General features: G+C 45.0%; 19 protein-coding genes. 6 read left to right on the top strand and 13 right to left on the bottom strand.

The genetic code is table 11. The features are described 5' to 3' along the window. The first annotated feature begins 112 nt into the window (after positions 1-112). Positions 113-2,065 (top strand): KUP/HAK/KT family potassium transporter, encoded by a 1,953-nt coding sequence (locus tag AC1DFM_RS02865; RefSeq protein ID WP_477075220.1) that lies wholly within the window; start codon positions 113-115, stop codon positions 2,063-2,065. Positions 2,066-2,280: 215 nt separating this feature from the next. Continuing rightward, positions 2,281-4,038: a DUF4091 domain-containing protein gene (locus AC1DFM_RS02860; RefSeq protein ID WP_477075219.1), complete on the top strand. Its 1,758-nt coding sequence runs from the start codon at positions 2,281-2,283 to the stop codon at positions 4,036-4,038. 107 nt (positions 4,039-4,145) lie between these two features. Here the strand turns inward: AC1DFM_RS02860 and ftsZ are convergent, their stop codons facing one another. From ftsZ to mraZ, 13 genes are all read right to left on the bottom strand, one after another. Next, positions 4,146-5,996, bottom strand: coding sequence for a cell division protein FtsZ (gene ftsZ, locus AC1DFM_RS02855; RefSeq protein ID WP_477075218.1), 1,851 nt, complete (start codon positions 5,994-5,996; stop codon positions 4,146-4,148). Positions 5,997-6,167: 171 nt separating this feature from the next. Continuing rightward, the gene (ftsA, locus tag AC1DFM_RS02850; RefSeq protein ID WP_291922745.1) at positions 6,168-7,571 is read right to left on the bottom strand and encodes a cell division protein FtsA; all 1,404 of its coding nucleotides are present in this window, start codon (positions 7,569-7,571) and stop codon (positions 6,168-6,170) included. Next, positions 7,568-8,656 carry a cell division protein FtsQ/DivIB gene (locus AC1DFM_RS02845; RefSeq protein ID WP_477075217.1) on the bottom strand — a complete coding sequence of 363 codons (1,089 nt, stop codon included), beginning with the start codon at positions 8,654-8,656 and terminating at the stop codon, positions 7,568-7,570. The genes ftsA and AC1DFM_RS02845 overlap by 4 nt, the downstream gene beginning before the upstream one ends. 20 nt (positions 8,657-8,676) lie before the next feature. Continuing rightward, positions 8,677-10,032, bottom strand: a complete 1,356-nt coding sequence (gene murC / locus AC1DFM_RS02840; RefSeq protein WP_477075216.1) for a UDP-N-acetylmuramate--L-alanine ligase — start codon at positions 10,030-10,032, stop codon at positions 8,677-8,679. 18 nt (positions 10,033-10,050) lie between these two features. Further along, complete coding sequence (gene murG, locus AC1DFM_RS02835) at positions 10,051-11,142, bottom strand: undecaprenyldiphospho-muramoylpentapeptide beta-N-acetylglucosaminyltransferase (protein ID WP_477075215.1); 1,092 nt, start codon at positions 11,140-11,142, stop codon at positions 10,051-10,053. A 40-nt stretch (positions 11,143-11,182) separates the two neighbouring features. Then, positions 11,183-12,379, bottom strand: coding sequence for an FtsW/RodA/SpoVE family cell cycle protein (locus AC1DFM_RS02830; protein WP_477075214.1), 1,197 nt, complete (start codon positions 12,377-12,379; stop codon positions 11,183-11,185). 84 nt (positions 12,380-12,463) lie between these two features. Beyond that, positions 12,464-13,804: a UDP-N-acetylmuramoyl-L-alanine--D-glutamate ligase gene (gene murD / locus AC1DFM_RS02825; protein WP_477075213.1), complete on the bottom strand. Its 1,341-nt coding sequence runs from the start codon at positions 13,802-13,804 to the stop codon at positions 12,464-12,466. Between the two features lie 30 nt (positions 13,805-13,834). Next, positions 13,835-15,094: a phospho-N-acetylmuramoyl-pentapeptide-transferase gene (mraY, locus tag AC1DFM_RS02820; RefSeq protein ID WP_477075212.1), complete on the bottom strand. Its 1,260-nt coding sequence runs from the start codon at positions 15,092-15,094 to the stop codon at positions 13,835-13,837. A gap of 89 nt (positions 15,095-15,183) precedes the next feature. Then, complete coding sequence (locus tag AC1DFM_RS02815) at positions 15,184-16,650, bottom strand: UDP-N-acetylmuramoyl-L-alanyl-D-glutamate--2,6-diaminopimelate ligase (protein ID WP_477075211.1); 1,467 nt, start codon at positions 16,648-16,650, stop codon at positions 15,184-15,186. Next, the gene (locus AC1DFM_RS02810; RefSeq protein WP_477075210.1) at positions 16,651-18,759 is read right to left on the bottom strand and encodes a penicillin-binding protein; all 2,109 of its coding nucleotides are present in this window, start codon (positions 18,757-18,759) and stop codon (positions 16,651-16,653) included. It lies immediately after the preceding gene. A 234-nt stretch (positions 18,760-18,993) separates the two neighbouring features. Then, positions 18,994-19,374 carry an FtsL-like putative cell division protein gene (locus AC1DFM_RS02805; protein ID WP_477075209.1) on the bottom strand — a complete coding sequence of 127 codons (381 nt, stop codon included), beginning with the start codon at positions 19,372-19,374 and terminating at the stop codon, positions 18,994-18,996. Between the two features lie 100 nt (positions 19,375-19,474). Then, positions 19,475-20,386: a 16S rRNA (cytosine(1402)-N(4))-methyltransferase RsmH gene (gene rsmH / locus AC1DFM_RS02800; RefSeq protein ID WP_477075208.1), complete on the bottom strand. Its 912-nt coding sequence runs from the start codon at positions 20,384-20,386 to the stop codon at positions 19,475-19,477. A 12-nt stretch (positions 20,387-20,398) separates the two neighbouring features. Beyond that, complete coding sequence (gene mraZ, locus AC1DFM_RS02795) at positions 20,399-20,866, bottom strand: division/cell wall cluster transcriptional repressor MraZ (RefSeq protein WP_291922766.1); 468 nt, start codon at positions 20,864-20,866, stop codon at positions 20,399-20,401. A gap of 499 nt (positions 20,867-21,365) precedes the next feature. Here mraZ and AC1DFM_RS02790 point away from each other — a divergent pair, with 499 nt between their 5' ends. From AC1DFM_RS02790 to porD, 4 genes are all read left to right on the top strand, one after another. Then, on the top strand, positions 21,366-22,196 hold the full coding sequence (locus tag AC1DFM_RS02790) for an outer membrane protein assembly factor BamD (RefSeq protein WP_477075207.1): 831 nt from the start codon (positions 21,366-21,368) through the stop codon (positions 22,194-22,196). Further along, entirely contained in the window at positions 22,165-22,506 is a 342-nt protein-coding gene (locus AC1DFM_RS02785) for a DNA-directed RNA polymerase subunit omega (protein ID WP_079469388.1), read from the top strand. The genes AC1DFM_RS02790 and AC1DFM_RS02785 overlap by 32 nt, the downstream gene beginning before the upstream one ends. Before the next feature lie 102 nt (positions 22,507-22,608). Continuing rightward, positions 22,609-23,832, top strand: a complete 1,224-nt coding sequence (gene coaBC, locus AC1DFM_RS02780; protein ID WP_477075206.1) for a bifunctional phosphopantothenoylcysteine decarboxylase/phosphopantothenate--cysteine ligase CoaBC — start codon at positions 22,609-22,611, stop codon at positions 23,830-23,832. Then, on the top strand, positions 23,825-24,754 hold the full coding sequence (gene porD, locus AC1DFM_RS02775) for a type IX secretion system protein PorD (protein ID WP_477075205.1): 930 nt from the start codon (positions 23,825-23,827) through the stop codon (positions 24,752-24,754). Before coaBC ends, porD begins: the two co-directional genes overlap by 8 nt. Positions 24,755-24,816 lie beyond the last annotated feature (62 nt).

Here is a 24,816-nt window from a genome sequence, read left to right as displayed (position 1 = left end):
CCCTTCTTCGGGAGAGGATTTTTTTTGCGCTGAATACTCCCCTTAGAAATATTGTTGGAGTATCAATATTTACCCCTAATTTTGAAGGCTTTTTTAACCAACTTATTATTACGTGGGAATAAACATTAACAAGGTCTCCCTTGCAGGTCTCGTAGTAGCGCTCGGTATTATCTACGGCGACATCGGAACATCTCCACTCTATGTTTTCAAAGCCATCGTAGGGGGAAACCCCATCAGCGACCTGCTTGTAATAGGGGGAATCTCTTGTATAATCTGGACACTTACCCTGCAAACCACCGTTAAGTACGTTATCCTGACCCTCCGGGCAGATAATAAAGGAGAAGGTGGTATCTTTTCATTGTACGCATTGGTACGACGACACGCCAGATGGACCGTTGTTTTCGGTATGATCGGCGGCGCCGCCCTGCTCGCAGATGGTATCATCACCCCTCCCATTACCGTTACCTCCGCTATTGAAGGGCTAAGAACACTCGAAGTATTTAAAGACCTCGGCCAGCTCACCATCGTGAAAATTGTATTGACCATTATCACCGGCCTCTTTGTGATGCAACAGTTTGGTACCGTGTCCATTGGTCGTATGTTTGGTCCCATCATGGTATTATGGTTCTCTATGCTCGGTATCCTCGGCATTTCCCATATTGCCGACGACCTCAGCATCTTTAAAGCATTCAGTCCCCATTACGCTATTGAACTCTTAACCACGTATCCGAAAGGATTTCTCATATTAGGCGCTGTATTCCTGTGTACAACAGGGGCAGAAGCCCTTTATTCGGACCTGGGACACTGCGGTAGAGGTAACATCAGGGTATCCTGGATCTTCGTTAAAACCTGCCTTATTTTGAACTATTTAGGGCAAGGCGCCTGGTTGCTCACACAAAAAGGACAGATTATCCCGAAAGACCAGAACCCATTCTTTACCATTATGCCGGAATGGTTTATCATTTTTGGCGTATTAATAGCCACGTTGGCATCAGTTATCGCCAGCCAGGCCTTGATATCAGGTTCTTTTACCCTTATCGCAGAGGCCATGCGACTGAATTTATGGCCCAAAATGCGGGTAAACTACCCTACTGAAATGAGAGGACAATTATACATTCCTGGTATCAATACCATGCTGTTTGTAGGTTGTGCCGCCATCGTGCTGATTTTTCAGGAATCTTCCAATATGGAGGCCGCATATGGATTGTCAATCACCATCTGTATGCTCATGACCTCCTGTCTCTTTGCCTTTTATCTCTACACCAAAAGGGTATGGGTTGGCTGGATACTACTATACCTGGTCGTCTATTTTACGATCGAATTTTCCTTCCTCTTCGCCAATATCGTGAAGTTTATGCACGGCGGTTACGTGACCGTAATTGTGGCTGGCGCCTTATTCCTGGTAATGATTGTTTGGTTCAAATCCCGTAAAATCAAAAACCGTTATGTGGAATTTGTACGATTGGAAGACTATCTGCCTATTATCCAGGAATTAAGTAATGATACTTCTATCCCTAAATATGCTACACACCTGGTATACATGAGTAGCGCCGACAATCCTAAAGAGATAGAACATAAAATCATTTATTCCATTCTCAATAAAAAGCCGAAACGGGCAGATATCTACTGGTTTGTCCACGTAGATGTGGTAGATGAGCCTTATTTGAGCGAGTACTCTGTACAAACTATTATTCCAAACGAAGTAATACGTGTGGAATTCCGCCTCGGTTTCAAAGTGGAACAACGTATTAACCTGATGTTCAGAATGGTGGTGGAAGATATGGTACGTAACAAGGAGGTGAACATTACCAGCCGCTATGAGTCACTGAGTAAGAACAACGTGGTGGGCGACTTCCAATTCATTGTGATGGAGAAATTCCTCTCGCATGATAACGACTTACCATTGTACGAAAGGATGATTATGAAGATGTATTTCTTCCTGAAAAAAATCAGTTTATCGGAAGAAAGAGGCTTTGGTCTGGACTCCAGTTATGTGACCATTGAGAAATATCCGCTGGTGGTGGCGCCTGTTACCAACCTGCAACTGAAGCGGATCGTACATTAACAATAAGTTCAAAACATAAGATAAAAAGCTATTGTCGCGATGATTGATGCGGCAATAGCTTTTTACTTTATGGGATCTCCCAAAAAAATTCCTCCCGCTTTCCGTCCATCCCACAAATTGCATATTCCAGTTTTTTTTATAGATATTGGCAGACAAGGGAACCTGTTTCTGTATGGGAATATTGATCCCGACTTCTGTAACAAGCAAAATTTAGTATGGTGAACAAATTTTTTGGCGTGCTGGCCCTGCTGGCACTGCAACAAAACGTATGGGCGCAAACCAATCCTGCAGGGGATTACAGGGAATTGCCCGATCCCAAACCCGTTAACCAGACCTCCTGGGCTGCCGTTAAAGATGCCCAGCTCCACGTAGCATTTGGAACTGCAGATACGCGTTATGAAAAACGAAATGCTCCTGATAATAGTCAGGCGGCAGATTCCTGGAAGGCTACTGCCTGGAAAGGAGAACGTATTCACACCCAATTGGTGCTCTGGTCCACAGCGGCACAATCAGCAGTAACCGTTCAGGCGTCCGCGTTACAGGATGATAAAGGCCATCAGATTGGCGCTAATGCCATTACCACCGGATTTGTAAGATATGTCATGACAGATGGGTTGAATAAAGATGGCGGTGGTTGCGGATATCGCAAGCCCGGCGAATTTGATTCTTCCCTGGTAGCAGATGGTATCGATATCATCAATAAAAGAGATATTGCTGCTAAAAATACACAGCCGGTTTGGTTGAGTATACAGGTGCCAGCCAATACACCAGCAGGATTATATAGGGGGAATGTAACCGTGAAAAGTGGTGCTGCTACTGTAAATATGCCCTACGAGGTAAAAGTACTGGATCATACACTGCCAGCTCCGAAAGACTGGAGCTTCCATCTTGACCTGTGGCAAAGTCCCTATGCCATAGCACGTGTATATGGTGTGAAACCCTGGAGTGACGCTCATTTCAAGGCAATGAAACCATATATCAAGATGCTGGCGGATGCTGGCCAGAAAGTGATTACTGCTACTATTATTTATGATCCATGGAATAGCCAGACAGAAGACATCTATGGTACCATGGTAAAATGGACTAAGAAGAAAAACGGTAGCTGGGTATACGACTATAGCATCTTTGATAAATGGGTACAGTTCATGATGGATCAGGGAATCCGTAAGGAAATTAACTGCTATAGCATGATTCCATGGAACCTGAAGTTTTACTATTATGATGAAGCTACTGCAAAAGATACTTTCATTGTTGCGAAACCAGGCACAAAGGAATATGCTGCTCACTGGCAACCTATGTTAAATGATTTTGTGAAACATCTGAAAGCAAAGGGTTGGTTTAATATCACTGCTATAGCCATGGATGAAAGACCAATGGAAGATATGAAGCAGGCACTGGCCGTGATTCGTAAAGCAGATAAGGATTTCAAGGTATCGCTGGCGGGTTCCTATCATGCACCGTTGGCGGATGAAATTCACGACTACTGTATTGCACTGAGAGAATCATTCCCTGAAGACGTGATGAAAGCACGTCTGGCAAAAGGGTTACCTACTACTTTTTATACCTGCTGTACAGAAGGATTTCCGAATACTTTTACATTCTCACCACCGGCAGAATCAGCCTTCATGGGCTGGCATGCTGCATTGAAAGGATATACTGGTTATCTGCGTTGGGCATTTAACTGCTGGGTAGCAGATCCGTTGCAGGATTCCCGCTTCCGTAGCTGGTCTGCTGGAGATACTTATTTCGTATATCCGGGACCGAGAACCTCTATTCGCTTTGAAAGATTGGTAGAGGGAATTCAGGATTATGAGAAGATCAGGATACTGAAAGCAGGGTTTACCCGTACTAATAATGCCTCAGCGTTAAACCAGCTAAACAGCATTTTGAAGCCATTTGAGGAAGAAACGCTCAAAACTACTCCTGCTGCGCAGGTGCTGAAAGTAGCCCAGCAAGCCTTGAATAATTTTTAAGGGATTGGCAGGTGTTGCTTTCCCATCTTATTATTTGCAAAAAAAATCCTCCGGGGAACCGGAGGATTTTTTTTTAACACAACTAAAAAAACAATCAAATATGTTCATCAATCGGGCTTTTTCCCATCTAAAAAGGTATTGATCGTATTGATTTCTGTGTGATTATTCTGGCCTGGATCGCCGCTCACGGTGTAATTGGAGTAAAAGTGTTCAGCAGAGCCGGCACCATTATCCAGGTTTACATTTCTACGCAGGTAAGCAGGTACGTTTTCCAGTTCCGCGTTATTATCCATGTTTTTCACATTGAAGCTAATGCTGCGTAATTTGGCTACTCTTTCTGCCTGTTTGCGTTTCTGTTCTTCCAGGTCTTCATAAGCCTGTTGCATAGGCACCTCAGGAGGAGCAGGCGGTACATTTACGGCGCCTTCTTCTTCTTTATACACCATCTTCATTTCAGGAGAAGGTGTACCTGGTTCTACGTAAATATGAGACGGTCTTGTTAAATATCCGCCTGCTGCATTGCCAGACTGTGGTTGAATGATGTTTACATTCGGCTGTTGTGCGTGGGCAGGGGGTATTTGTTGAACCGGCTGTTGAACAGGCTGCTGCTGCATTTGCTGTTGTTGCATTTGCTGCTGCATTTGTTGTTGGGCCTGTTGATATTGTTGTTGTATCTGCTGCTGGTCAGGTTGTTGTGGCTGTGCAGGTGGTACCTGTTGTATATTCAGCACATAGTTCTGACGGGCAGGAGCAATAGGCGCCTGTTGTTGTGGCTGTGGTGGTGTATAAGCCATTACAGGTTCAGGATGGGTGATCACTGGTTCCATGAGACGTGGCGCCATCAGATCCTGTGGCTCCTGGAACAGCAGGCCCTGTGCCTGTTGTACACCGCTCATTTTTTTTTCATCACCATCTTTACCTAACTGCATTACAATTTTAGGTTCTACGCGCTCCGGGTTGGTGGAGGGAGTCAATTTTTGCTGTGTGATAGGTTTTTGTTCAAAACCGGTAGCAATGATGGTTACACCCAATTGTCTGTCCAGTGATTGATCATAGCCCACACCGAGGATCACATCGCAATCTTCTCCGGCCTGGCTTTGTACATATGCCTGGATGATATCCATTTCATCCAGTGTATGTTCAAACTCACCTTCAGAAGAGGAGATGTTGATAAGTATCCATTTAGCACCGCGTATATCGTTATCATTCAGCAATGGAGAAGTCAATGCGTCTTCGATCGCTCTTTGTGCACGGTTTTCGCCTTCCGCCAGTGCAGCACCGAGGATGGCCACGCCACCGTTACGCATAACGGTACAAACGTCGGCAAAATCCACGTTGATCTGACCGGTAGAATTGATTACATCCGTAATACATTTAGCGGCAGTAGCCAATACGTTATCAGCTTTTTCGAAGGCAGCTTTGAATTTCAGGTCACCGAATTTCTGGCGTAATTTATCATTGGAGATAATCAGCAGGGTGTCTACATATTCTTTCAGGCGGCTAACACCTTCATCAGCCTGCAGCATCCTTTTTTTACCTTCATAGGAGAACGGCGTGGTAACAATACCCACCGTCAAAATACCCAGTTCCTTACATATCTTGGCGATAATAGGGGCGCCACCGGTACCGGTACCACCGCCCATACCGGCAGTAATGAAGGCCATTTTGGTATTTACCTCCAGTATTTTTTTGATTTCTTCAAAGGATTCTTCTGTCGCCTGTTTTCCAATTTCAGGATTGGCGCCGGCTCCCAGCCCCTGGGTCAGGTGTGGTCCCAACTGAATTTTGTTGGGAACAGGGCTATTAGCAATAGCTTGTGCATCGGTATTGCAAATAATGAAATTTACCCCGTCAATGCGCTGGCTATACATATGATTCACCGCATTGCTTCCACCACCACCTATGCCGATAACTTTGATGATAGAAGATTTTTCCTTAGGAAGATCAAAATGTATCATGACTCTAAACTTTTATGGGTTAGTACGATAAATAATAATGAACTATTAAGAATTAAGTGCGTATATGCTTTACTGTTACTATGGTTCATTTGTCCTGTCATTATTAGTTTATCGGTTCTTAATTCTTATTTATTAACGTTTCGTTTTTGCAACAATTGCGCCATTTAACTTTTAAAGTTTTGCGTCTTCTTCTTCTGTGAACATATCGATGATTTTTGTTTTCATCTTGTCCAGGAAGTTTTTCAATGAGGCGTTCCGCTCTTTCGCTTTCCTGTCTTGTATTTCCTGGCTGGTGGGGGCAGCTTCTTCTATCCAGTCGTCTGTTGGAGTTACTGACTGAGCAGCCTGTTCTTTGGCAAGATAGCTCGTATTAATTTTTACATAGTTTTCTTCCAGTGCTTTACGATCATTTTCAAAATCATTATATCCTTTCAGGATCAGCCCTACGCAGGTGGCATACATAGGCTTGGTTAGTTCGTCTATGTGGCCGCTTGCCAGGTGCTCATTGGGGAAACCTATACGGGCGCTTGCGCCGGTAGTATATTCTGTCAGCTGTATGAGGTGTTTCAGTTGAGATCCGCCACCAGTCAGGATAATACCGCCATTCAGCATTTTATTATCCATACCAATCTGTTTGAGATGATATACTACGAAATCGAGTATTTCACTCATACGTGCCTGGATGATGTGGGCGAGGTTCTTTACTGAAATCTCTTTGGGGCTCTGACCTCTTAATCCCGGAATAGTGATATAGGCATTGCTTTTCGCTTCATCTGCCAGTGCATAACCAAACTGCACTTTCATCTGTTCTGCCTGTGTTTTTAATACACCCAGTCCGTTTTTAATGTCGTTGGTAATGTTTTCACCGCCATAGGGGATTACTGCAGTATGTTTGAGGATACCTTCGTAAAACACCGCCAGGTCGGTGGTACCACCACCAATATCTACAATGGCTACACCTGCTTCAAAGTCCATGTCGCACATTACAGCAGCAGCGGAGGCCAGTGGTTGTAATACCAGGTCACGGATTTTGAGACCTGATTTCTCCACACTACGGTTAATGTTACGGATGGCGTTTTTGTCGCCGGTAATGATATGGAAGTTAGCACCCACCTTCACCCCAGACATACCAATAGGGTAGGTGATATTCTGCAAACTATCCACAATATATTGCTGCGGGATCACATCAATGATCTGATCACTCGCGGGAATAACTGTTTTGTACTGATCGTTGATCAGCTGGTCAATATCTTTCTGGGATATTTCTGCATCGGTGTCGTTACGCACAATGTCGCCGCGGGTTTGCAAACTTTTTATATGGTGGCCGGCTATACCAACATATACTTCGTTAATTTCCAGGTTGGGGTTGGATGCATAACAATTTTCGAGTGCTTGCCTGATCGCTTTTATGGTTTGGTCTATGTTCAGCACCATACCGTGCTGCACACCAAACGATGTAGCTTTACCGAATCCCAGGATTTCCAGTTTCCCGTATTCATTCTTCCGTCCTGCTATGGCAGCAATCTTCGTAGTACCTATGTCGAGTCCTACAATGATGGGAGCTTCCTGATTCATGGCGTTGTTTGTTTTTTTGATGTGTTAACAGATTTATTCCCTGGCTTATACACTGCTTTAGGTTGTTGTTTGGCTGGCGCAGCGGCTGTTTTCACTTTGTTCGTCACTTTCACTGGCTGCGGTTTAGCCTTTGGTTTGGCTGCGGGCTTCGGTTTTTCTACCGGTTTGGCAGCTGCTGCATGCTCCGGTTTCACGGTGGCCGGCGTACTTGCAGCGGAATCTTCTGTGTCTGAAATAGGTGGCTCATCTGCTCCGGCCAGTTTCAAACTATCTGTTTTGAGTACTGGCTGTAAGGGCGCTACACCATCTTTACGGGTACATACGACTTCGTCATCAAAAGCGATGTTGATCCGCGTATAGTTATTCCAACCCACTTTATTCAATCCTTCTTTATAAAAAGCCAACAGCTTGGTAAATTTTTTATCGATATCTATGCCTTCTCCAAATGCAATCACCTGGTCTCCCAGTTTAGGTATAAACTCAAATCTCCGGTCTTCCGTGATCATCAGTTGTTCTACCTGTGCCATCCAGAAAGGGTTACTACCAATATAACTGCCCATATCTACGATTTGCGCGGATAAAAGGCTGTCAGCTTTTTGCAACTTTTCCGCATCTGTGGGAAAGCCGGTGAATACGGGTACCCTGGCAGCATAGCGACTGGATACCGGAATATGTTCTCCAGCTGCATCCAGGTAAAAGCTATTACCGGAAAAGGTAAACACCCTTGCTACCGGCTCGCGTTGTGTTATTTTGATATTCAGTCTTTGTCCGTTATCAAAATAAATTTCCGCGTTCTTTACCCATGGGTCCTGATCTACCAATGCTTCCAGCCTGGAGATGTTGATCTCACCGATTCGTTTACCGATCGGGTTCAGGCTTTTATCTTTCGTGATCAGGGATTTGATGTCTTTGGATTCTATAAAAAAGTTATCGTCTTTCCCTTCAAATTTCACCTGAATACTCTTGCATTTACCAGCGTCTTTATCTTGTATAGCCGCTACCAGCAATACTACAAAGCCAGAAAGCGCCATTCCCCAAAGGAGAGCGATGCCCAGACGTTTTAATATGGTGGTGGTTTTAGACAAGTATTTTCAGATTTATATTGTTATTGCTTTTTTAATAATTCAGCTATTGGTTCTCTAAACGTATCGATATCGCCGGCGCCTGCGGTGATCAGCAGGGGCAATTCTTTTCCGCTGAGATATTCCAGTAGCTTTTCTTTTGGAACAATGGTGACAGGTGTTGTCATCTTCTCTGCAATCATCTCACTGGTTACTCCTTCTATTGGCAGCTCACGCGCCGGGTAGATAGGGAGGAGTATCACTTCGTCTGCCAGGGAAAGACTTTCCGCAAAACCATCTGCCAGATCACGGGTACGGGTAAATAAATGTGGCTGGAAAACAACGGTACATTTTCTACCCGGGAATAGCGCTTTAGCGCTACTGATCAATGCGCGCAATTCTTCCGGATGGTGTGCATAATCATCTATATAAACAATCTTATCAGTTTTAATCACGTATTCAAACCTACGTTTGATACCCTGGAAGTTCGCCATGGCAGCTCTTATCTTATCAGCTCCTATTCCCAGCAGGTGTGCTACGGTGATAGCGGCTACTGCATTCTCCACGTTGTGCATACCACCAATGTGCAGCGAAATATTGTCGATCATCCAATCCTGCTGCATCACGTCAAACACATATCCTCCGTTGTGCATACGGATGTTAGCGGCGTAAGCGTTGGCAGCATCGTTCTGTAAACTGTACAGCAACTTGTTGGTAGCATTGAGTTCTTTATTCCGATGCAGGCCGAACTTAGCAATCAGCGTGCCATTGGGCTTAATATTGTGTGTATACTGAATAAAAGCTTCTTCCATCGCTTCCGGAGTGCCGTATATGTCCAGGTGATCTGCATCCATGGCAGTCAACACCGCCACGTCCGGACTTAATTTCAGGAAGGACCGGTCGTATTCATCTGCTTCGATAACCGCTACCTGTCTGTCGCTGCGCCAGAAATTTTTATTATAATTTACGCTGATACCTCCCAGGAAAGCATTACAGCCATATCCGCTATCCGTCAGCAGATGAGCAATCATGGTGGAAACGGTGGTTTTGCCATGTGTACCTGCTACGGTAATGGCGAACATTGCGCGGGTGATTTCCTGCAATACATCGCTGCGTTTTACTACTTCATATCCATTATCACGATACCACTGTAATTCTGTATGACCGGCTGGTATTGCTGGTGTATACACCACCAGGTTGGCAGCTTTATCTACTTCATTCACATCGTCTTTGTAATGAATTTGCATACCCTCAGCTTCCAGTTTGCTGGTAAGCGCCGTAGCAGTACGATCATAACCGCTCACATGCACTCCTTTTTCATTAAAAAAGCGTGCAATGGCGCTCATGCCAATACCACCGATACCGATGAAATAAACTCTTTGTATGCTATTCAAATCCATATATGCTGCTAAAAAACGCTAAATAATTTCCAATACTTGTTTTGCAATAACCATATCTGCATTGGGATTGCCCAGTTTACCGATATGATTTTCCAGTTGTTCCATCAGCGCCCTGTTTTGCAGAAGGCTGAACAATACACTGCTTAATTGTGATTTCACTTCATCATCCTTAATGATTAAACCGGCTTGTTTGTTAACCAGGTTCATGGCGTTGGAAGTTTGATGATCTTCCGCGGCAAAAGGATAAGGCACAAATATCACGGGCTTTTTCACCACACATAATTCTGCAATGGCCAATGCACCAGCTCTCGATAACACCACATCTGCGGCTTTGTAGGCGAAATCCATCACGTTGATAAAGTCATATACTTTGATATGTGACTCATAAGGCGCCGCCGCTGCTTTTGCGGTGTCATAATACGGCTTTCCTGTTTGCCAGATCAGCTGTATATCTTTATCCACGATGGTTTTCAGCAAAGGCTGCAATCCTTCATTAATGGATTTAGCACCCAGGCTGCCGCCTACGGCAAAGATGGTTTGTTTGTCGGTACGTAAACCAAAGTGATGCAGGGCATCTTCCCGGGTAACGGCCGATTGTGAAATGTTGTTCCTGACAGGGTTTCCGGTCATCACCAGTTTGTCTGCCGGGAAAAATTTTTCCATTCCATCGTATGCCACACAAATCTTCTTCGCTTTCTTTCCTAATATTTTATTCGTTTTACCTGCAAAGGAATTTTGTTCCTGTATCAGGGTCGGAATGCCATTTTTCTGCGCCCTGTTCAGCATTGGGAAGCTGGCGTATCCGCCTACACCCACTACTGCATCAGGTTGGAAGTTGTTCAGGATGGCTTTCGCACGACGCAAACTTTTCCATATTTTGAAAGGCAACAGTATATTTTTGAAGATATTGCTGCGATTAAAACCTGCTATTTCCAGTCCTTCTATCGGATATCCTGCCTGTGGCACTTTCTCCATTTCCATTTTTCCGGTAGCACCTACAAATAAGATGTTGATGTCCGGTTGCAATTTTTTCAACGCGTTCGCGATCGCTATTGCCGGGAAGATATGTCCTCCGGTACCGCCGCCTGCTATGATCACCTTGCGTTGCATATGTTTCTACTAATTGCGATTGATGCTATATAAATACGTATTAAGCGACTGCAGCGTTTTCCGCATTCGCCATTACTCTTTCTAAACGTTCTTTTTCTGCCTGTTTTCCTTCCATTTCTTCCACATTTCTTGATACACTCAGGATAATACCGATGGCCATACTGGTAAATAAAACAGAAGATCCTCCCATACTCACCAGTGGTAATGTAACCCCTGTAACCGGGAACAGATGCACGTTTACGGCCATATTGGTTAATGCCTGTATGACCAATGTTACACTGAGTCCTACTGCCAGGAATGCGCCAAAAGCATATGGACATCGTTTATAAATCCGGATACTTCTCAACAACAAAATCATATATGCCGCCAGTATCAGGAATGCGCCAAACATGCCATATTCTTCAATGATGGTGGCATAGATATAGTCGGAATAGGCGTGCGGCAGGAAGTTACGTTGTGTACTATTGCCGGGACCTTTACCTAAAATACCACCACCTGCAATGGCGATGTTGGCTTGTTGTACCTGGTAAGGCATTTCCGTATGATCACCATGTATGAAGTTGTCGATACGTTTTTCCCATGTTTTGGTACGCATTTCCATACCAGTTACTTTAGCCACAAAGAACAACAGCATCACTAACACTGCACCTGCAGCCACCATGGCGGCCAGGAACCGGAGTGGTACCCTGCCGATAAAGCAGAGCAACATACAGCTGGCGCCCAGTAACAGGGCCGTACTCATGTTGGCCGGCATAATCAGTGCGCAGATAATGCCTACCGGTATGATGATGGGAAGAAACCCTTTTTTAAAATCCGTGATCAGGTTTTGACGCCTGGATAATTGTCTGCTTACATACATGAAGATGGCCAGTTTGGCCACATCCGATGTCTGGAAGGTGAGGTTGATGATAGGTAAACTGATCCATCTGCTGGCATCATTCAGGTGCCGGCCGAAGGCCAGGGTATATACCAACAACGGTATTGACAAGAGGAAGCCTATTTGCGCCACGCGGGAATAGATGGTATAATTCACGCGGTGAGCAAAATAAATGATGACCAGCCCCATTACCAGTACGGTGAGCTGCTTCAGGAGATAATACTCCGTATGGCCACCCCGTTCGCGGTAGGCGAGTGAGCCGGTAGCGCTATATACGGCAAGGAGGCTCACCAACGATAGAAAGAATACTATCGTCCAGATAACCTTATCACCTTTTGTTCTATAGAGCAATCCAGTCATTTGTAGCTTTTAGTGATTAGCAGTCAGCCATTGGCTTTCCTGCTGTTATTGTTGTTTTTTGTTTTTCCCATTTATTGCATCCTTTTACAAGGCTTTTACTTCGTCTTTGAATTTTCTGCCCCTGTCTTCGTAATTTTTAAAGAGATCGAAGCTGGCACAGGCTGGAGACAATAACACGATATCACCTTTGGTAGCTTGTTTGAAGGCTTCCTGTACAGCGTCGTGCATACTGGTGGTATTGATCATTACAGGCGTATCGTTAGACAACGCAGCAAAGATGGGGGTATTGTCTACGCCCAGACAAACGATGGCTTTTACTTTTTCCTTCACCAGGTCGCGGATGGCATCGTAGTCGTTGCCTTTATCCACACCGCCCATGATGAGGACAATGGGTTTATCGAAGCTTTCCAGTGCAAACCAAACGGAGTTTACATTGGTAGCTTTGCTATCGTTTATAAAATCGACTCCTCTCACACTCGTCACATATTCCATCCGGTGTTCGAGACTTTCAAAAGAGGTCAGGCTCTCCCGGATTTTCTCATTTCTAATATCCATGGTTCTGCCTGCAATTGCTGCTGCCATCGAATTATACAGATTGTGTTTTCCCTTTAATGACAGGTCATACATTGACATGATAACCGGATCTCCGTTGACATCGATGTGCAACTGGTCGTTGGCAATAAAGCCGCCTTCTTTCAGTGGTTTCATGATGGTAAAAGGTATTGATGCTGAATAAATGGGTTGCTGCGCTAAGTGTCGCATGATCTCAGGATCGTCCATGCAGTAGATGAAATAGTCTTCTGCTGTTTGATTCATGGCGATTCTGAATTTGGAGGCTACGTAGTTTTCCATTTTATAATCGTAGCGATCCAGGTGATCAGGCGTGATATTCAGCAGGATGGCCACATTGGGTTTGAAGTCCTTAATGTCATCCAGCTGGAAGCTGCTGATTTCAATCACATAATACTCCGCCGGTGCGGTTGCCACCTGCCTTGCATAGCTGATACCAATATTTCCCACCATGGCCACATTCAGTCCTGCGTTTTTGAAGATGTGGTAGGTAAGGGCAGTAGTGGTGCTTTTGCCGTTGCTGCCGGTGATGGCAATAATCTTTTTACCTGTCGAGAAACGGTAGGCCAGCTCTATTTCGGAGATTACCGGTATGCCTTTTTCGCGTACCTTTTTCATCAATTCCGATTTTTCAGGGATGCCCGGGCTTTTAACGATTTCGTTGGCCTCGAGGATAATATCCCAGGAATGATGTCCTTCTTCAAAAGAGATCTGGTTTACCGCCAGTTCCTGTTTATAGTTATCTTTTATTGTTCCTCCGTCAGATACAAATACATCATACCCCTGCTGTTTTCCCAGCAAGGCCGCTCCAATTCCGCTTTCTCCGGCTCCTAATATGATGAGTTTATGTTCCATTTCGTTTATGCTTCGTTGTTAGTATAATTATTATCTCATTTTCAGTGTGGCAATGGCTACTACCACACACATGATGGTAATAATCCAGAAGCGTACTGATATTTTGCTTTCATGATAGCCCACTTTCTGATAGTGGTGGTGCAGGGGCGACATTTTCAGAATACGTCTGCCTTCACCATATTTCTTCTTGGTATATTTAAAGTAGGATACCTGCAGCATTACAGACAGCAGTTCTACCAGGAATACGCCACAGAAGATGGGTATCAATAATTCTTTTCTTACAATAATAGCCAGGGAGGCGATAATACCACCCAATGCCAGGCTACCCGTATCACCCATAAACACCTGCGCCGGGTAAGCGTTATACCAGAGGAATCCGATACAGGCGCCCACAAATGCGGCGATGAATATGGACAATTCTCCCAGGTCAGGGATATACATGATGTTCAGGTATTCCGCAAACTGGATATTACCGGATACGTAGGCAAAGATGCCGAGCCCTATTCCGATGATCCCTGAAACGCCTGTTGCCAGACCATCCAGTCCATCTGTCAGATTAGCGCCGTTCGATACCGCGGTAATAATAAAGATGACGATCAGTATATAAAGAACAAAAGTGTATTTCTCTGCTCCCGGAATCCATGAAATCAGTTTTGAATAATTGAATTCATGGTTTTTTACAAAAGGAATGGTGGTGATAGGTGTTTTTACATCCACAAACCGGTGTCCATCGCGGGTTACACGTTCAGGGTGGTTGGTGATTTGTCTTTCATAAGGAGCCAGTTTTTTGGCGCCCATCACTTCACGGGATACTACCACATCATTGTTGAAGTACAGTGTACAACCTACAATGAGGCCCAGTCCTACCTGTCCCATGATTTTAAATCTTCCTGCCAGTCCTTCTTTATTCTTTTTAAATACTTTGATATAGTCGTCCAGGAAACCGATGAGTCCCAGCCACACAGTAGATAATAATATCAGCCAGATGTATACATTCGCTACCTGTGCAAAGAGTAAGGTCGGTATCACGATGGCAGAGAGAATGATCAATCCACCCATGGTAGGGGTACCTTTTTTGGAGTTTTCTCCCTGGAGCCCCAGTTCACGAATGGTTTCGCCGATTTGTTTTTTCTGTAAAAACCTAATAATCCTTTTACCAAACAGCAATGAAATTACCAGCGACAGCAACAATGCCATCGTTACACGGAAAGTGATATACTGAAACATACCACCGCCGATGACGCTGATCTTAAATTCTGTTTTCAGGTAATTTAAAAAATAATATAACATATGTTTTAGTCGTAGCCCACCTTCTGCCGTACAGTGAGACAGGCTTTTAAGTCATTGGATTATTAAGTATTTCAGTTTCAGTTTTAATTTTATTTCTCCATCAGCTTCATCATGTCCACCAGCACTTCTTTATCATCGAAGTGATGTTTCACTCCTTTGATTTCCTGGTATTTTTCGTGTCCTTTACCGGCTACGAGGATAATATCTTCGGGGCCTGCGAGGGAAAGGGCGGTTTTAATAGCTTCTTTCCGATCGGTAATAGACAGTACTTTCTTTTTCAGGTGAACGGGGATACCTGCTTCCATTTCATGGATAATGGCCACCGGATCTTCCGAGCGGGGATTATCTGAAGTCAGGATCACGCGATCACTGTTTTCTGCCGCCACGTCTCCCATTATGGGGCGTTTGGTGGTGTCTCTGTCGCCGCCGCAACCTACTACGGTGATGACGTGTTCATTGCCTTTGCGCAGATTTTTGATGGTAGCCAGTACATTTTTCAATGCGTCTGGTGTATGCGCATAATCTACGATGGCGATGATTTGTTCCTTGTCAGAAATGATATAATCGAACCGGCCTTCAGCGCCTTGAATATCGCTGAGGGCCTGTAGTACTTTAGCTTTATCGATGCCCAGTAATATGCCAGCGCCATAAACGGCCAGGAGATTATAGGCATTGAATTCACCGATCAGGCGGAAATGCACTTCGGTATCACCAACGAGCATGACCAATCCGGTCAGGTTATTTTCCAGGATCTTTCCTTTGAAATCGGCCAGGGTGCGCAGGCTATAAGTAGCTTTTTTCGCTTTGGTGTTTTGCAGCATTACCATACCTCTTTTATCATCGAGATTGGTGATGGCAAAAGCATCTGCCGGCAGGTTGTCAAAGAATGATTTTTTCACCCGGATGTATTCATCAAATGTTTTGTGATAGTCCAGGTGATCGTGGGTGATATTACTGAAGATGCCGCCCGCGAATTTTAATCCTGCAATACGTTGCTGATGGATAGCGTGAGAGCTTACTTCCATGAATACATAGAGGCAGCCATCGTTCACCATTTGCGCCAGCAAGGCGTTGAGGTTAATAGGATCAGGTGTGGTATGTGTAGCTGGTATAACGGTATCGCCTATCTGATTTTGAACTGTAGATAATAGTCCACAGTGATATCCCAGTTTGGTAAACAAACGGAACAGTAATGTGGCGATAGTTGTTTTGCCGTTAGTACCTGTAACGCCTACCAGTTGTATTTTATGTGACGGGTTATCATAGAAGTTGCCTGCCATGATACCACTGCTGTTAGCGCTGTTGCTTACCTGAACATAGCATACATTTTCTGCGCGTTGGTCAGGTAATGTTTCACAGATCACTGCAATTGCACCTTGTGCAATTGCTTTATCGATGTAGCCGTGTCCGTCTACATGTACTCCTTTCACCGCAATGAAAGCGTCGCCGGCTCCGATGGCGCGGGAGTCGATGGCCAGGGCGTTGATGGCAATGTCTGTATTACCATGCACCGCCTGGATGCTTACATTATACAATATGTCGCGCAGCGTCTTCATCTAGCTCAGTTCTATTACGATTGTTTGTTCGTTTCCTATTTTTGTTCCGCCGGGGAGTGACTGTGTTTTCACTTTTCCAGCGCCTTTTACCACTACTCTTAATCCTGCATTTTCGAGGAGGTAGAGTGCATCTTTCAATCCCATTCCGGTTACATCCGGTACAGCGCCTTTCACCTGTGCCACTTGCTGGAAGGCAATTTTACGATCTGTCACCTTTGCGCTAACCCAGCTGTTATTGGCTGGGGAGCTGTTTACCGGTAGTTGCAGGGTACCAAGAATTTGTTTCCATTCACTTCCTTTTCCATTTTTCAGGGTGAGGAGGGTATCCAGTTGCATGGTGGCCTGCATTGGTTTTTGTTTTTCCACAGCGATGGCATATAACTTATCTGCCACTTCTCTAAACACCGGACCCGCAACGCCTGCGCCGTAAAAGCGCAATGCATGCGGTTTATTTTTTATGACTACCACGCAGGTATACTGCGGATCTTTTGCTGGGAAATAGCCTGCAAAAGAGGATTGGTAAATTTTGTCTGCATAGCCGCGGTTGCCATTAGCCACGAGTGCGGTGCCTGTTTTAGCTGCGAAAGCGTAGTAGGGGGTCCGCAATTTTTTCGCGGTACCATCTATGGGTACACCTTCGAGCATGGCCTGTACTTGTTTCAGCGTGTTTTGAGAACAGATGCTATCCAGCAGTACAGTAGGCTCAAATTGTTTTATTACCTGGCCATATTCCTGTATGGAATTGACGAGGTATGGTTTCATCATTTTACCGTTGTTTGCTACAGCGTTGTACAGCATACAGGTTTGCAACGGGCTGATGAGCACTTCATATCCGAATGCCATCCATGGCAGGGATGTGTTGCTCCATGTTTTGGAAGCAGTGGTTTTAATTACTGGTCTTCCTTCGCCTATCAGGTCTATACCGGTGCTTTGGTCGAGTCGCAATTTTTTCAAATGGGCGACAAAATTATTAGGTTGCCGGTTATAAAACTGGTAGGCCAGTTTTGCCATTCCCACATTTGAACTGAGTTCAAAGGCGTGTTTGACGGTTACATTTTGCGGGCCTGGGTGGGGTTCAGAATCGAAAACGGTTCTGCGTCCAACCTGCCAGCGGCCACCATCCATGTTGACCATGGAGTTCATGGTAGCGTATTTATCTTCCAGCACAGCGATAACGGTAGCCAGTTTAAAGGTGGAACCGGGTTCTGCTACCTGCAGTGCGTAGTTCATATCTTCCCAGTAGCCGTTGCCGTCGGGTTGTTTACCGAGGTTAGCGATGGCTTTTATTTTGCCGGTTTTTACTTCCATGAGGATGCAGGTACCGTGGTCTGCTTCATTTTGCACCATCATGTTCATGAGGGCTGTTTCCACAATATCCTGCATGTTTACATCGATGGTAGTGACTACATCGCGACCGTTTTCCGGTTCAATATCGTAACCATCTACGGGGACATAGGTACCTCCGGCAATGCGGCGCATCAGTCTTTTACCGGTAACGCCTTTCAGGTAATCGTTGTAGGTTCTTTCGAGACCTACGCTTTGAGAATTTTCGCGGGCCAGTCCGATGGTTCTGTTGGCAAGCAGTTTAAAGGGGTTGATACGCTTACTTTTGGATTCAGCGATCATGCCGCCTTTATTTTTGCCGAGGCGAAACATGGGGAAGCCGCGTAGTTCCTGGTATTGATTAAAGGGGACGTCTCTTTTCAGTAAGAAGTAGCGATCCTTTGATTTATATCCTTCTCTTAATAATTGTTTGTAGGCGATTTTGGTGCGGTCACCAAATACTTCAGACAATTTGTAGGAGAGGGAGTCCAGATTTTCTTCGAATACTTTTCCGTTTTTATCGCGGAGACCATCGGCGGCGAAATCGATGCGAATGTCGAAGTAAGGAATGGAGGTAGATAGCATTCTGCCTTCTTCTGAGTAGATGGTACCTCTTTCCGCGTCGAGGGCAACGTAGCCGGTGTGCAGGCTATCTGCCATGCTGCGCCAGTAGTTGCCTTGTACTTGCTGGATATAGAATACTTTTACCAGGATGGCTACGCCAAACAGCGCCATGCCTATGAGGCACAGATACACTCTCCACAATATATCCTTTTTTACATCCATTCGGTTTCTATGGCTTCAATAGTTCTGCGTTTAGTTTTGTTATTATTCAGCTATTAGTTTCTACATCAATGCCCTCAACCATGGATGGTTAAGGGCTAAAAGCTAATAGCTTATTAGAAAGATACCTGACACTGGCTGCATTTGTATTTGAGATGCTTGCCATTGACTTGATTTACCAGCATCCCCGACCTGAGTTATGGGTCAGGCGGGCAGCGTCAGGCATCAATATTAAAATCATTTTTCTGCTTCCTTTTTCAGCACAATCTTTTGTGGAGGGGAGCTGAGTTGTTTAAGGCCCAGCGGCTCGACAGATTTGCTGACTTCACTCATTTTGCTTCGAAACATGAGCTCACTTTTCACATTGATGTACTCCCACTTCAGCTCTTTTATTTCTTTTCCAAGTTTGTTGATACGTCTGATTTTCTTTTCGGCGAGGTGACTATTAGCGATATAGATCAGTGCCAGGACGGCTAAGAAGCCGATGAAGGGCATGTTTTGTACCAACGCTCTGTAGTTGATGCGCAACCGCCATTCTTTTCGTTGTTCCGGGGGAATGTTGTTTGTTTCTTCCGCCGGGATTTCCTGGTTTGTTTCTATAGTTTCTTCCTGCAACACGCTCTATGCCTTTTAAAAAAATTGACAATATAAACCTGAACGCAAATCAAACAGATGTGTATAGGATAGGGTAGGATGTGGTGGGCGGTTTACAGCCGCGTCACGCTTGTTTTTCGGCCACCCGCAGTTTTGCACTTCTGGATCTCCCATTGAGCTTTAATTCTGCATCGCTGGCGGTAACCGGTTTTTTTGTGATTAATCTGAACAATTTAGGGGGTGTTTCTTTCGCAAACGGATCTTCGGGTGCTTCTTCGAACCTTCCTGTTTTCATAAAATTTTTCACCATCCTGTCTTCCAGCGAGTGGAAGGTAATGACGGCGAGTTTGCCTCCCGGTTTAAGTACGTTGGTAGCTTGCTCCAGTAAATCTTTCAGAGCGCCCAGTTCATCATTTACAGCGATACGCAAAGCCTGGAAAACCTGCGCCAGGTATTTTTGCGGATTGCCTTTAACGATGGGCTGGATCACGGATTTAAATTCCGAGATGGTGCGCATGGGGTGTGTTTTACGTTGCTTTACAATTGTTTGTGCGAGGGTTTTAGCATTAGTGACTTCCCCATACTCCTGGAAAATCAGTTGTAACCTTGCTTCTCCCCAAGTAGCCAGCAATTGTGCGGCGGTAAATTCAGTTCTCGTGTCCATTCGCATGTCCAGATCGCCATCAAAGCGAATGCTGAAGCCTCTTTCAGCGGTGTCAAACTGGTGCGATGATACGCCCAGATCTGCCAGTAGCCCGTCTACCTGGTCTGCTTTATGTAATTTCAAAAAGCGTTGCAGATGACGGAAGTTTTGTTGTACAAAAGTTACGCGTTCGTCTATGATCCTGTTGCGGTAAGCATCTTCATCCTGATCAAATACTATCAGTCGTCCTTTTTCACCCAGTTTCTCCAGTATGGCGCGTGAATGTCCTCCGCCTCCAAACGTCGCGTCTACATAAATCCCATCCGGATTAATCTGTAGCAGTTCCGTTGTTTCCTGTAGCAGAACGGGTAAATGATATTGTTGTTCGCCCATATGCTCCCCTCTTTAAATTGAAATGTTATTATCTCCTCCTCCCATTACCTGTTGTGCCAGATCACTGAACGCTCCTGGTGAGAAATTTTCAAAGAACTCCTGGTATTTAGCTTTATCCCAGATCTCGATTTTATTGGATGCTGCTGCCAGCACAATATCTTTTTCCAGATTGGCGTAAGACAACAGGTTTTTTGGTACCAGTAGTCTTCCTGCACTGTCTAACTCCAGAATAGTGGCCCCGTTCAAAAAGTACCGTCTGAATTCCCTTACTTTTGGGTCAAAGTCATTCAACTTGCTGATACGTTCAAAAATTGGCTGCCATTCATTCATGGGATACAGGGACAAGCATTTTTCAAACCCTCGGTTAATCACAAACTGTCCTCCGGCCCCGTCTGATAACTGCTTTTTAAATCCAGCAGGTAACAGAAAGCGTCCTTTTGCGTCCAGCGTCGATTCATATTCACCGAGAAATCCTGTCATACCATGGGGCAAAGTCCTTGAAAATCCATTTTCTAACACAAAATAACACTTTTTCCCACTTTTTAACGAAAAAATACTTTATAAATTTTTTCCACAGATGGGATTGCCTGCATAGGAGGCTATCTACCTTCATTTATGCACCGTTTGTGTGCATTTTGGAAATTCATATGTGGATAATGTGTTTATAATAACTGTTTCAATGTTTATATCGTGTGAGTTGCCTGTCGGGCGGGTTATTCCGGAAAGGGGTGTCAAGTGGGAAAATGACTCATTTTTAGATTTATGCGTGTGTTTTTTTCCTAATTTGAACATTTTTCACCCCCATTTTTGTGTTAGAAACGCAATTTTCCACAGCCAGGTGGGAGAAATGTCAGCAACTCCGGTGGCAGTGGAAAACCTCGCTTTCAGCGATTTAATTCCCTCTTTTGCAAAATTTTAACAGCAATCAACATCTCTCTGCCTTACATTTACATTTAATTCTTAATTTTGCCACTCTTTTATGCGGAAATTTTTATTGTACATCACTGTTCTTGCGGCAATCATAGCTACCTCCTGTAACAACCAGTTGCGTAGAATAGAGAAAAGCAACAACTTTGAAAAGAAGCTGGACTACGCTAACCAGCTGTTTAAAAAGAAAAAATACAATACAGCCATCACACTGTATACCGACCTGGTACAGGTATATAAGGGTACAGATAAGTTTGAGCCGATGTATTATAATTTCGCATACTGCTCTTATTACGTTAAAGACTATGTGCAGGCGGCTTTCCAGTTTAAGAATTATCTGGACCTGTTCCCGAATAGCCCAAGAGCGGTGGAGATTGACTATATGCAGGCCTACTGCTACTATAAGCAATCCCCGAAAGTATCCCTGGATCAGTCTAATACCATGAAGGCCATTGCTGCCATGCAAACTTTCATCAACAACTATCCAACCGCCGACAAAGTATCGGAAGCCAACCTGGTGATAGAGTTGTGCCGCCGTAAGCTGGAGAAGAAAGAATTTAACAGCGCCGAACTGTATTATAACCTGGGCTTCTTCAAAGCCGCCGGTATTGCCTTCAAAAACCTGATGCGCAACTACCCCGACTCTGATAAAAGCGACGGATACAAAGTAATGGCCATCAGATCTTATTATAATTATGCTAAAAACAGTATTCCGGAGAAACAAAAGGAGCGCTACGCCACCGTTTTGGACGAATACCTGGATTTTACGGATCACTACCCGAACAGCAAATTGAAGGTTGATGCCGAAAAATTTTATACCTTAGCGCAAAACAACATTAAAACACTGGATAATGAGCAAATTAAAGCGAAGTCTAACCAGTAGCCTTAATCCCTGGGTAGAAACCAAAAATACTACCGATATTAAGAACAGAACTGGTAATTTATATGAGTCTATTGCCGTGATAGCCAAACGCGCCAATCAGATCAATATTTCCGTGAAAGAGGAGCTCCATTCCAAACTGGAAGAGTTTGCCAGTCATACTGACAATCTCGAAGAAGTGCACGAGAACAAGGAGCAGATTGAGATTTCCCGTTTTTACGAAAGACTGGCAAATCCAGCTATCCAGGCTACTCAGGAATTCCTGGACAGCAAAATTTATTTCCGCAAGAACGACGACGATTTGTTTAGCTAATCCGCCACACATTATTTTGTGAGGTGCGCGATTGCGAAAAATAAAAATATTAATTTCATGGCGGCAGAATGATTTCTGCCGCTTTTGTTTTTATATATGTCCATGGACGCTATCAAAATGCTACAAGGAAAGAAAATTCTGTTGGGGGTATCCGGCAGTATTGCCGCTTATAAATCGGCTACCCTGATCCGCCTGCTGGTAAAGGAAGGCGCAGAAGTAAAGGTAATCATGACCCCCGCCGCCGCCGATTTCATTACCCCCCTCACCCTCGCCACCCTCTCTAAAAACGAGGTGCCGATGAATATCAGCGACCATAGCAGCTGGAATAACCACGTGATGCTGGGCCGCTGGGCCGATATCATGGTGATTGCCCCCGCTTCCGCCAATACCATCGCTAAAATGGCGCAAGGCGGGTGTGATAACCTGCTCCTCGCCGTATACCTCTCGGCTACCTGTCCTGTGGTATTTGCACCTGCCATGGATGAAGATATGTGGCATCACCCGGCTACCCGCCACAATGTGGAAAAACTGATCTCTTATGGACATCAGCAAATACCCATTGGTTCCGGAGAATTGGCCAGTGGCCTTTTCGGAGAGGGGCGAATGGCAGAACCGGAGCAAATAGTGGCCTGGCTGCAAACCCATCTGCCGAAGGCAAACCCACAAAATAAGCCCCTCACGGGAAAAACAGCTATTGTTACCGCGGGACCTACTATTGAACATATAGACCCTGTAAGGTATATCAGCAACCATTCCAGCGGGAAAATGGGCATTGCCATTGCGGAAGCCCTGGCAGATGCCGGCGCCAATGTACAACTAATACTGGGGCCCACTTCCCAGCAAACCACCCACACCGGCGTAACCGTCACCCGCATACAAACCGCGCAGGAAATGTTTGACCGCGTAACCGCGCTGTATCCTGCCGCTAATATTGTGGTGGCTGCCGCCGCAGTAGCGGATTACCGCCCGGCGAATGTGGCCGATAAAAAAATTAAGAAAGGCGAAGCCCAGCTACATATAGATCTCGAAAAAACACCCGATATACTCCGCTCATTAGGCGATACCAAAGGACCACAGCAACTGCTGATCGGCTTCTCTCTGGAAACCAACAATGAAAAGGAATATGCCCTCAAAAAGCTGCGGGAAAAGCACCTGGACATGATTGTAATGAATTCACTTGCGGATGCTGGCGCCGGGTTTAACTATGATACCAACAAAGTAACGCTGTTTGATAAAACCGGAAATGAACGTAGTTTCCCACTGAAATCAAAACAGGCCGTGGCACAGGATATTGTTTCCGCTATAATTGAACTGCAACATGCATAACCGTTTCCCGTTTTTCCTGCTGATGGCAGGCGCATTTGTATTATTCTGCTGCCGCCCCGTTCAGGCCCAGGAAATAAGGGCCAATGTATCTGTGGTGGCTGCCCAGGTACAGGGAGTGGATAAAAAGATATTTACCACCCTGCAGAATTCTATCCGCGAATTCCTCAACAACCGGCACTGGGCCAATGATGCCTTCACCCCGGCAGAACGGATAGAATGTAATTTTTTGCTGAACGTAACTGGTACTGCCGGCTCGGATACCTATAAAGCTTCGCTGACCATACAGGCTACACGGCCGGTGTATAACAGCAGCTATGTGACCAGTTTGCTGAATATCCAGGATAACAACGTGCTTTTCCGCTATGCAGAATTTCAACAGCTGGAATACAGCGATACCCGTATTGTAGGCAACGATCCGCTGGCATCCAATCTCACGGCCATTCTCGCGTATTATGTGAATATTATTCTCGGACTGGATTACGATTCTTTTTCTCCACGCGGCGGTGACTTATATTTCAAAAAAGCGTTGAACATCGTTAACAATGCACCGGACGGAAAAGATATCTCCGGTTGGAAAGCCTTCGAAGGTAACCGCAATCGTTACTGGTTGCAGGATAATTTGTTGAACGCGAAATTCCTGCAGTTCCATGATGTGATGTATCAATACCACCGGGATGGTCTGGATGTGATGTACGACGACGTTAACAAAGGCCGCGGCGTAGTGTTGAACTGCCTGAATATGCTCTATTCCATTCACCAGGATATTCCCAACTCCATGCTGATGCAGGCGTTTTTCAGCGCCAAAGGAGGAGAGTTACAGAAAATATTTTCCAAGGCGATGCCGCAGGAAAAAAGTCGTGCCGCGGAACTGCTGTCACAGATGGACGTACCGAATGCACAGAAGTATCAACAGATGAAGTAACAGCTATTAACTATTTGCCATTAGGAAACCCTTCTGCGCTAAGTTTAAAGCTAACTGCTAAA

This window comes from Chitinophaga sp. 05T412 (assembly GCF_056396465.1).
The sequence above is the reverse complement of the archived record's forward strand: the minus strand, read 5'-3'. Positions and strand labels throughout refer to the sequence as shown.

Bases quoted from the DNA above. Each gene is read 5' to 3' on its own strand.
- AC1DFM_RS02815 (WP_477075211.1), bottom strand. From the start codon at position 16,650: ATGAAGACGCTGCGCGACATATTGTATAATGTAAGCATCCAGGCGGTG.
- ftsA (WP_291922745.1), bottom strand. From the start codon at position 7,571: ATGAATCAGGAAGCTCCCATCATTGTAGGACTCGACATAGGTACTACG.
- AC1DFM_RS02810 (WP_477075210.1), bottom strand. From the start codon at position 18,759: ATGGATGTAAAAAAGGATATATTGTGGAGAGTGTATCTGTGCCTCATA.
- AC1DFM_RS02790 (WP_477075207.1), top strand. From the start codon at position 21,366: ATGCGGAAATTTTTATTGTACATCACTGTTCTTGCGGCAATCATAGCT.
- mraZ (WP_291922766.1), bottom strand. From the start codon at position 20,866: ATGACAGGATTTCTCGGTGAATATGAATCGACGCTGGACGCAAAAGGA.
- AC1DFM_RS02860 (WP_477075219.1), top strand. From the start codon at position 2,281: ATGGTGAACAAATTTTTTGGCGTGCTGGCCCTGCTGGCACTGCAACAA.
- mraY (WP_477075212.1), bottom strand. From the start codon at position 15,094: ATGTTATATTATTTTTTAAATTACCTGAAAACAGAATTTAAGATCAGC.
- murD (WP_477075213.1), bottom strand. From the start codon at position 13,804: ATGGAACATAAACTCATCATATTAGGAGCCGGAGAAAGCGGAATTGGA.
- AC1DFM_RS02830 (WP_477075214.1), bottom strand. From the start codon at position 12,379: ATGACTGGATTGCTCTATAGAACAAAAGGTGATAAGGTTATCTGGACG.
- murC (WP_477075216.1), bottom strand. From the start codon at position 10,032: ATGGATTTGAATAGCATACAAAGAGTTTATTTCATCGGTATCGGTGGT.
- porD (WP_477075205.1), top strand. From the start codon at position 23,825: ATGCATAACCGTTTCCCGTTTTTCCTGCTGATGGCAGGCGCATTTGTA.
- ftsZ (WP_477075218.1), bottom strand. From the start codon at position 5,996: ATGATACATTTTGATCTTCCTAAGGAAAAATCTTCTATCATCAAAGTT.
- coaBC (WP_477075206.1), top strand. From the start codon at position 22,609: ATGGACGCTATCAAAATGCTACAAGGAAAGAAAATTCTGTTGGGGGTA.
- AC1DFM_RS02785 (WP_079469388.1), top strand. From the start codon at position 22,165: ATGAGCAAATTAAAGCGAAGTCTAACCAGTAGCCTTAATCCCTGGGTA.
- murG (WP_477075215.1), bottom strand. From the start codon at position 11,142: ATGCAACGCAAGGTGATCATAGCAGGCGGCGGTACCGGAGGACATATC.
- rsmH (WP_477075208.1), bottom strand. From the start codon at position 20,386: ATGGGCGAACAACAATATCATTTACCCGTTCTGCTACAGGAAACAACG.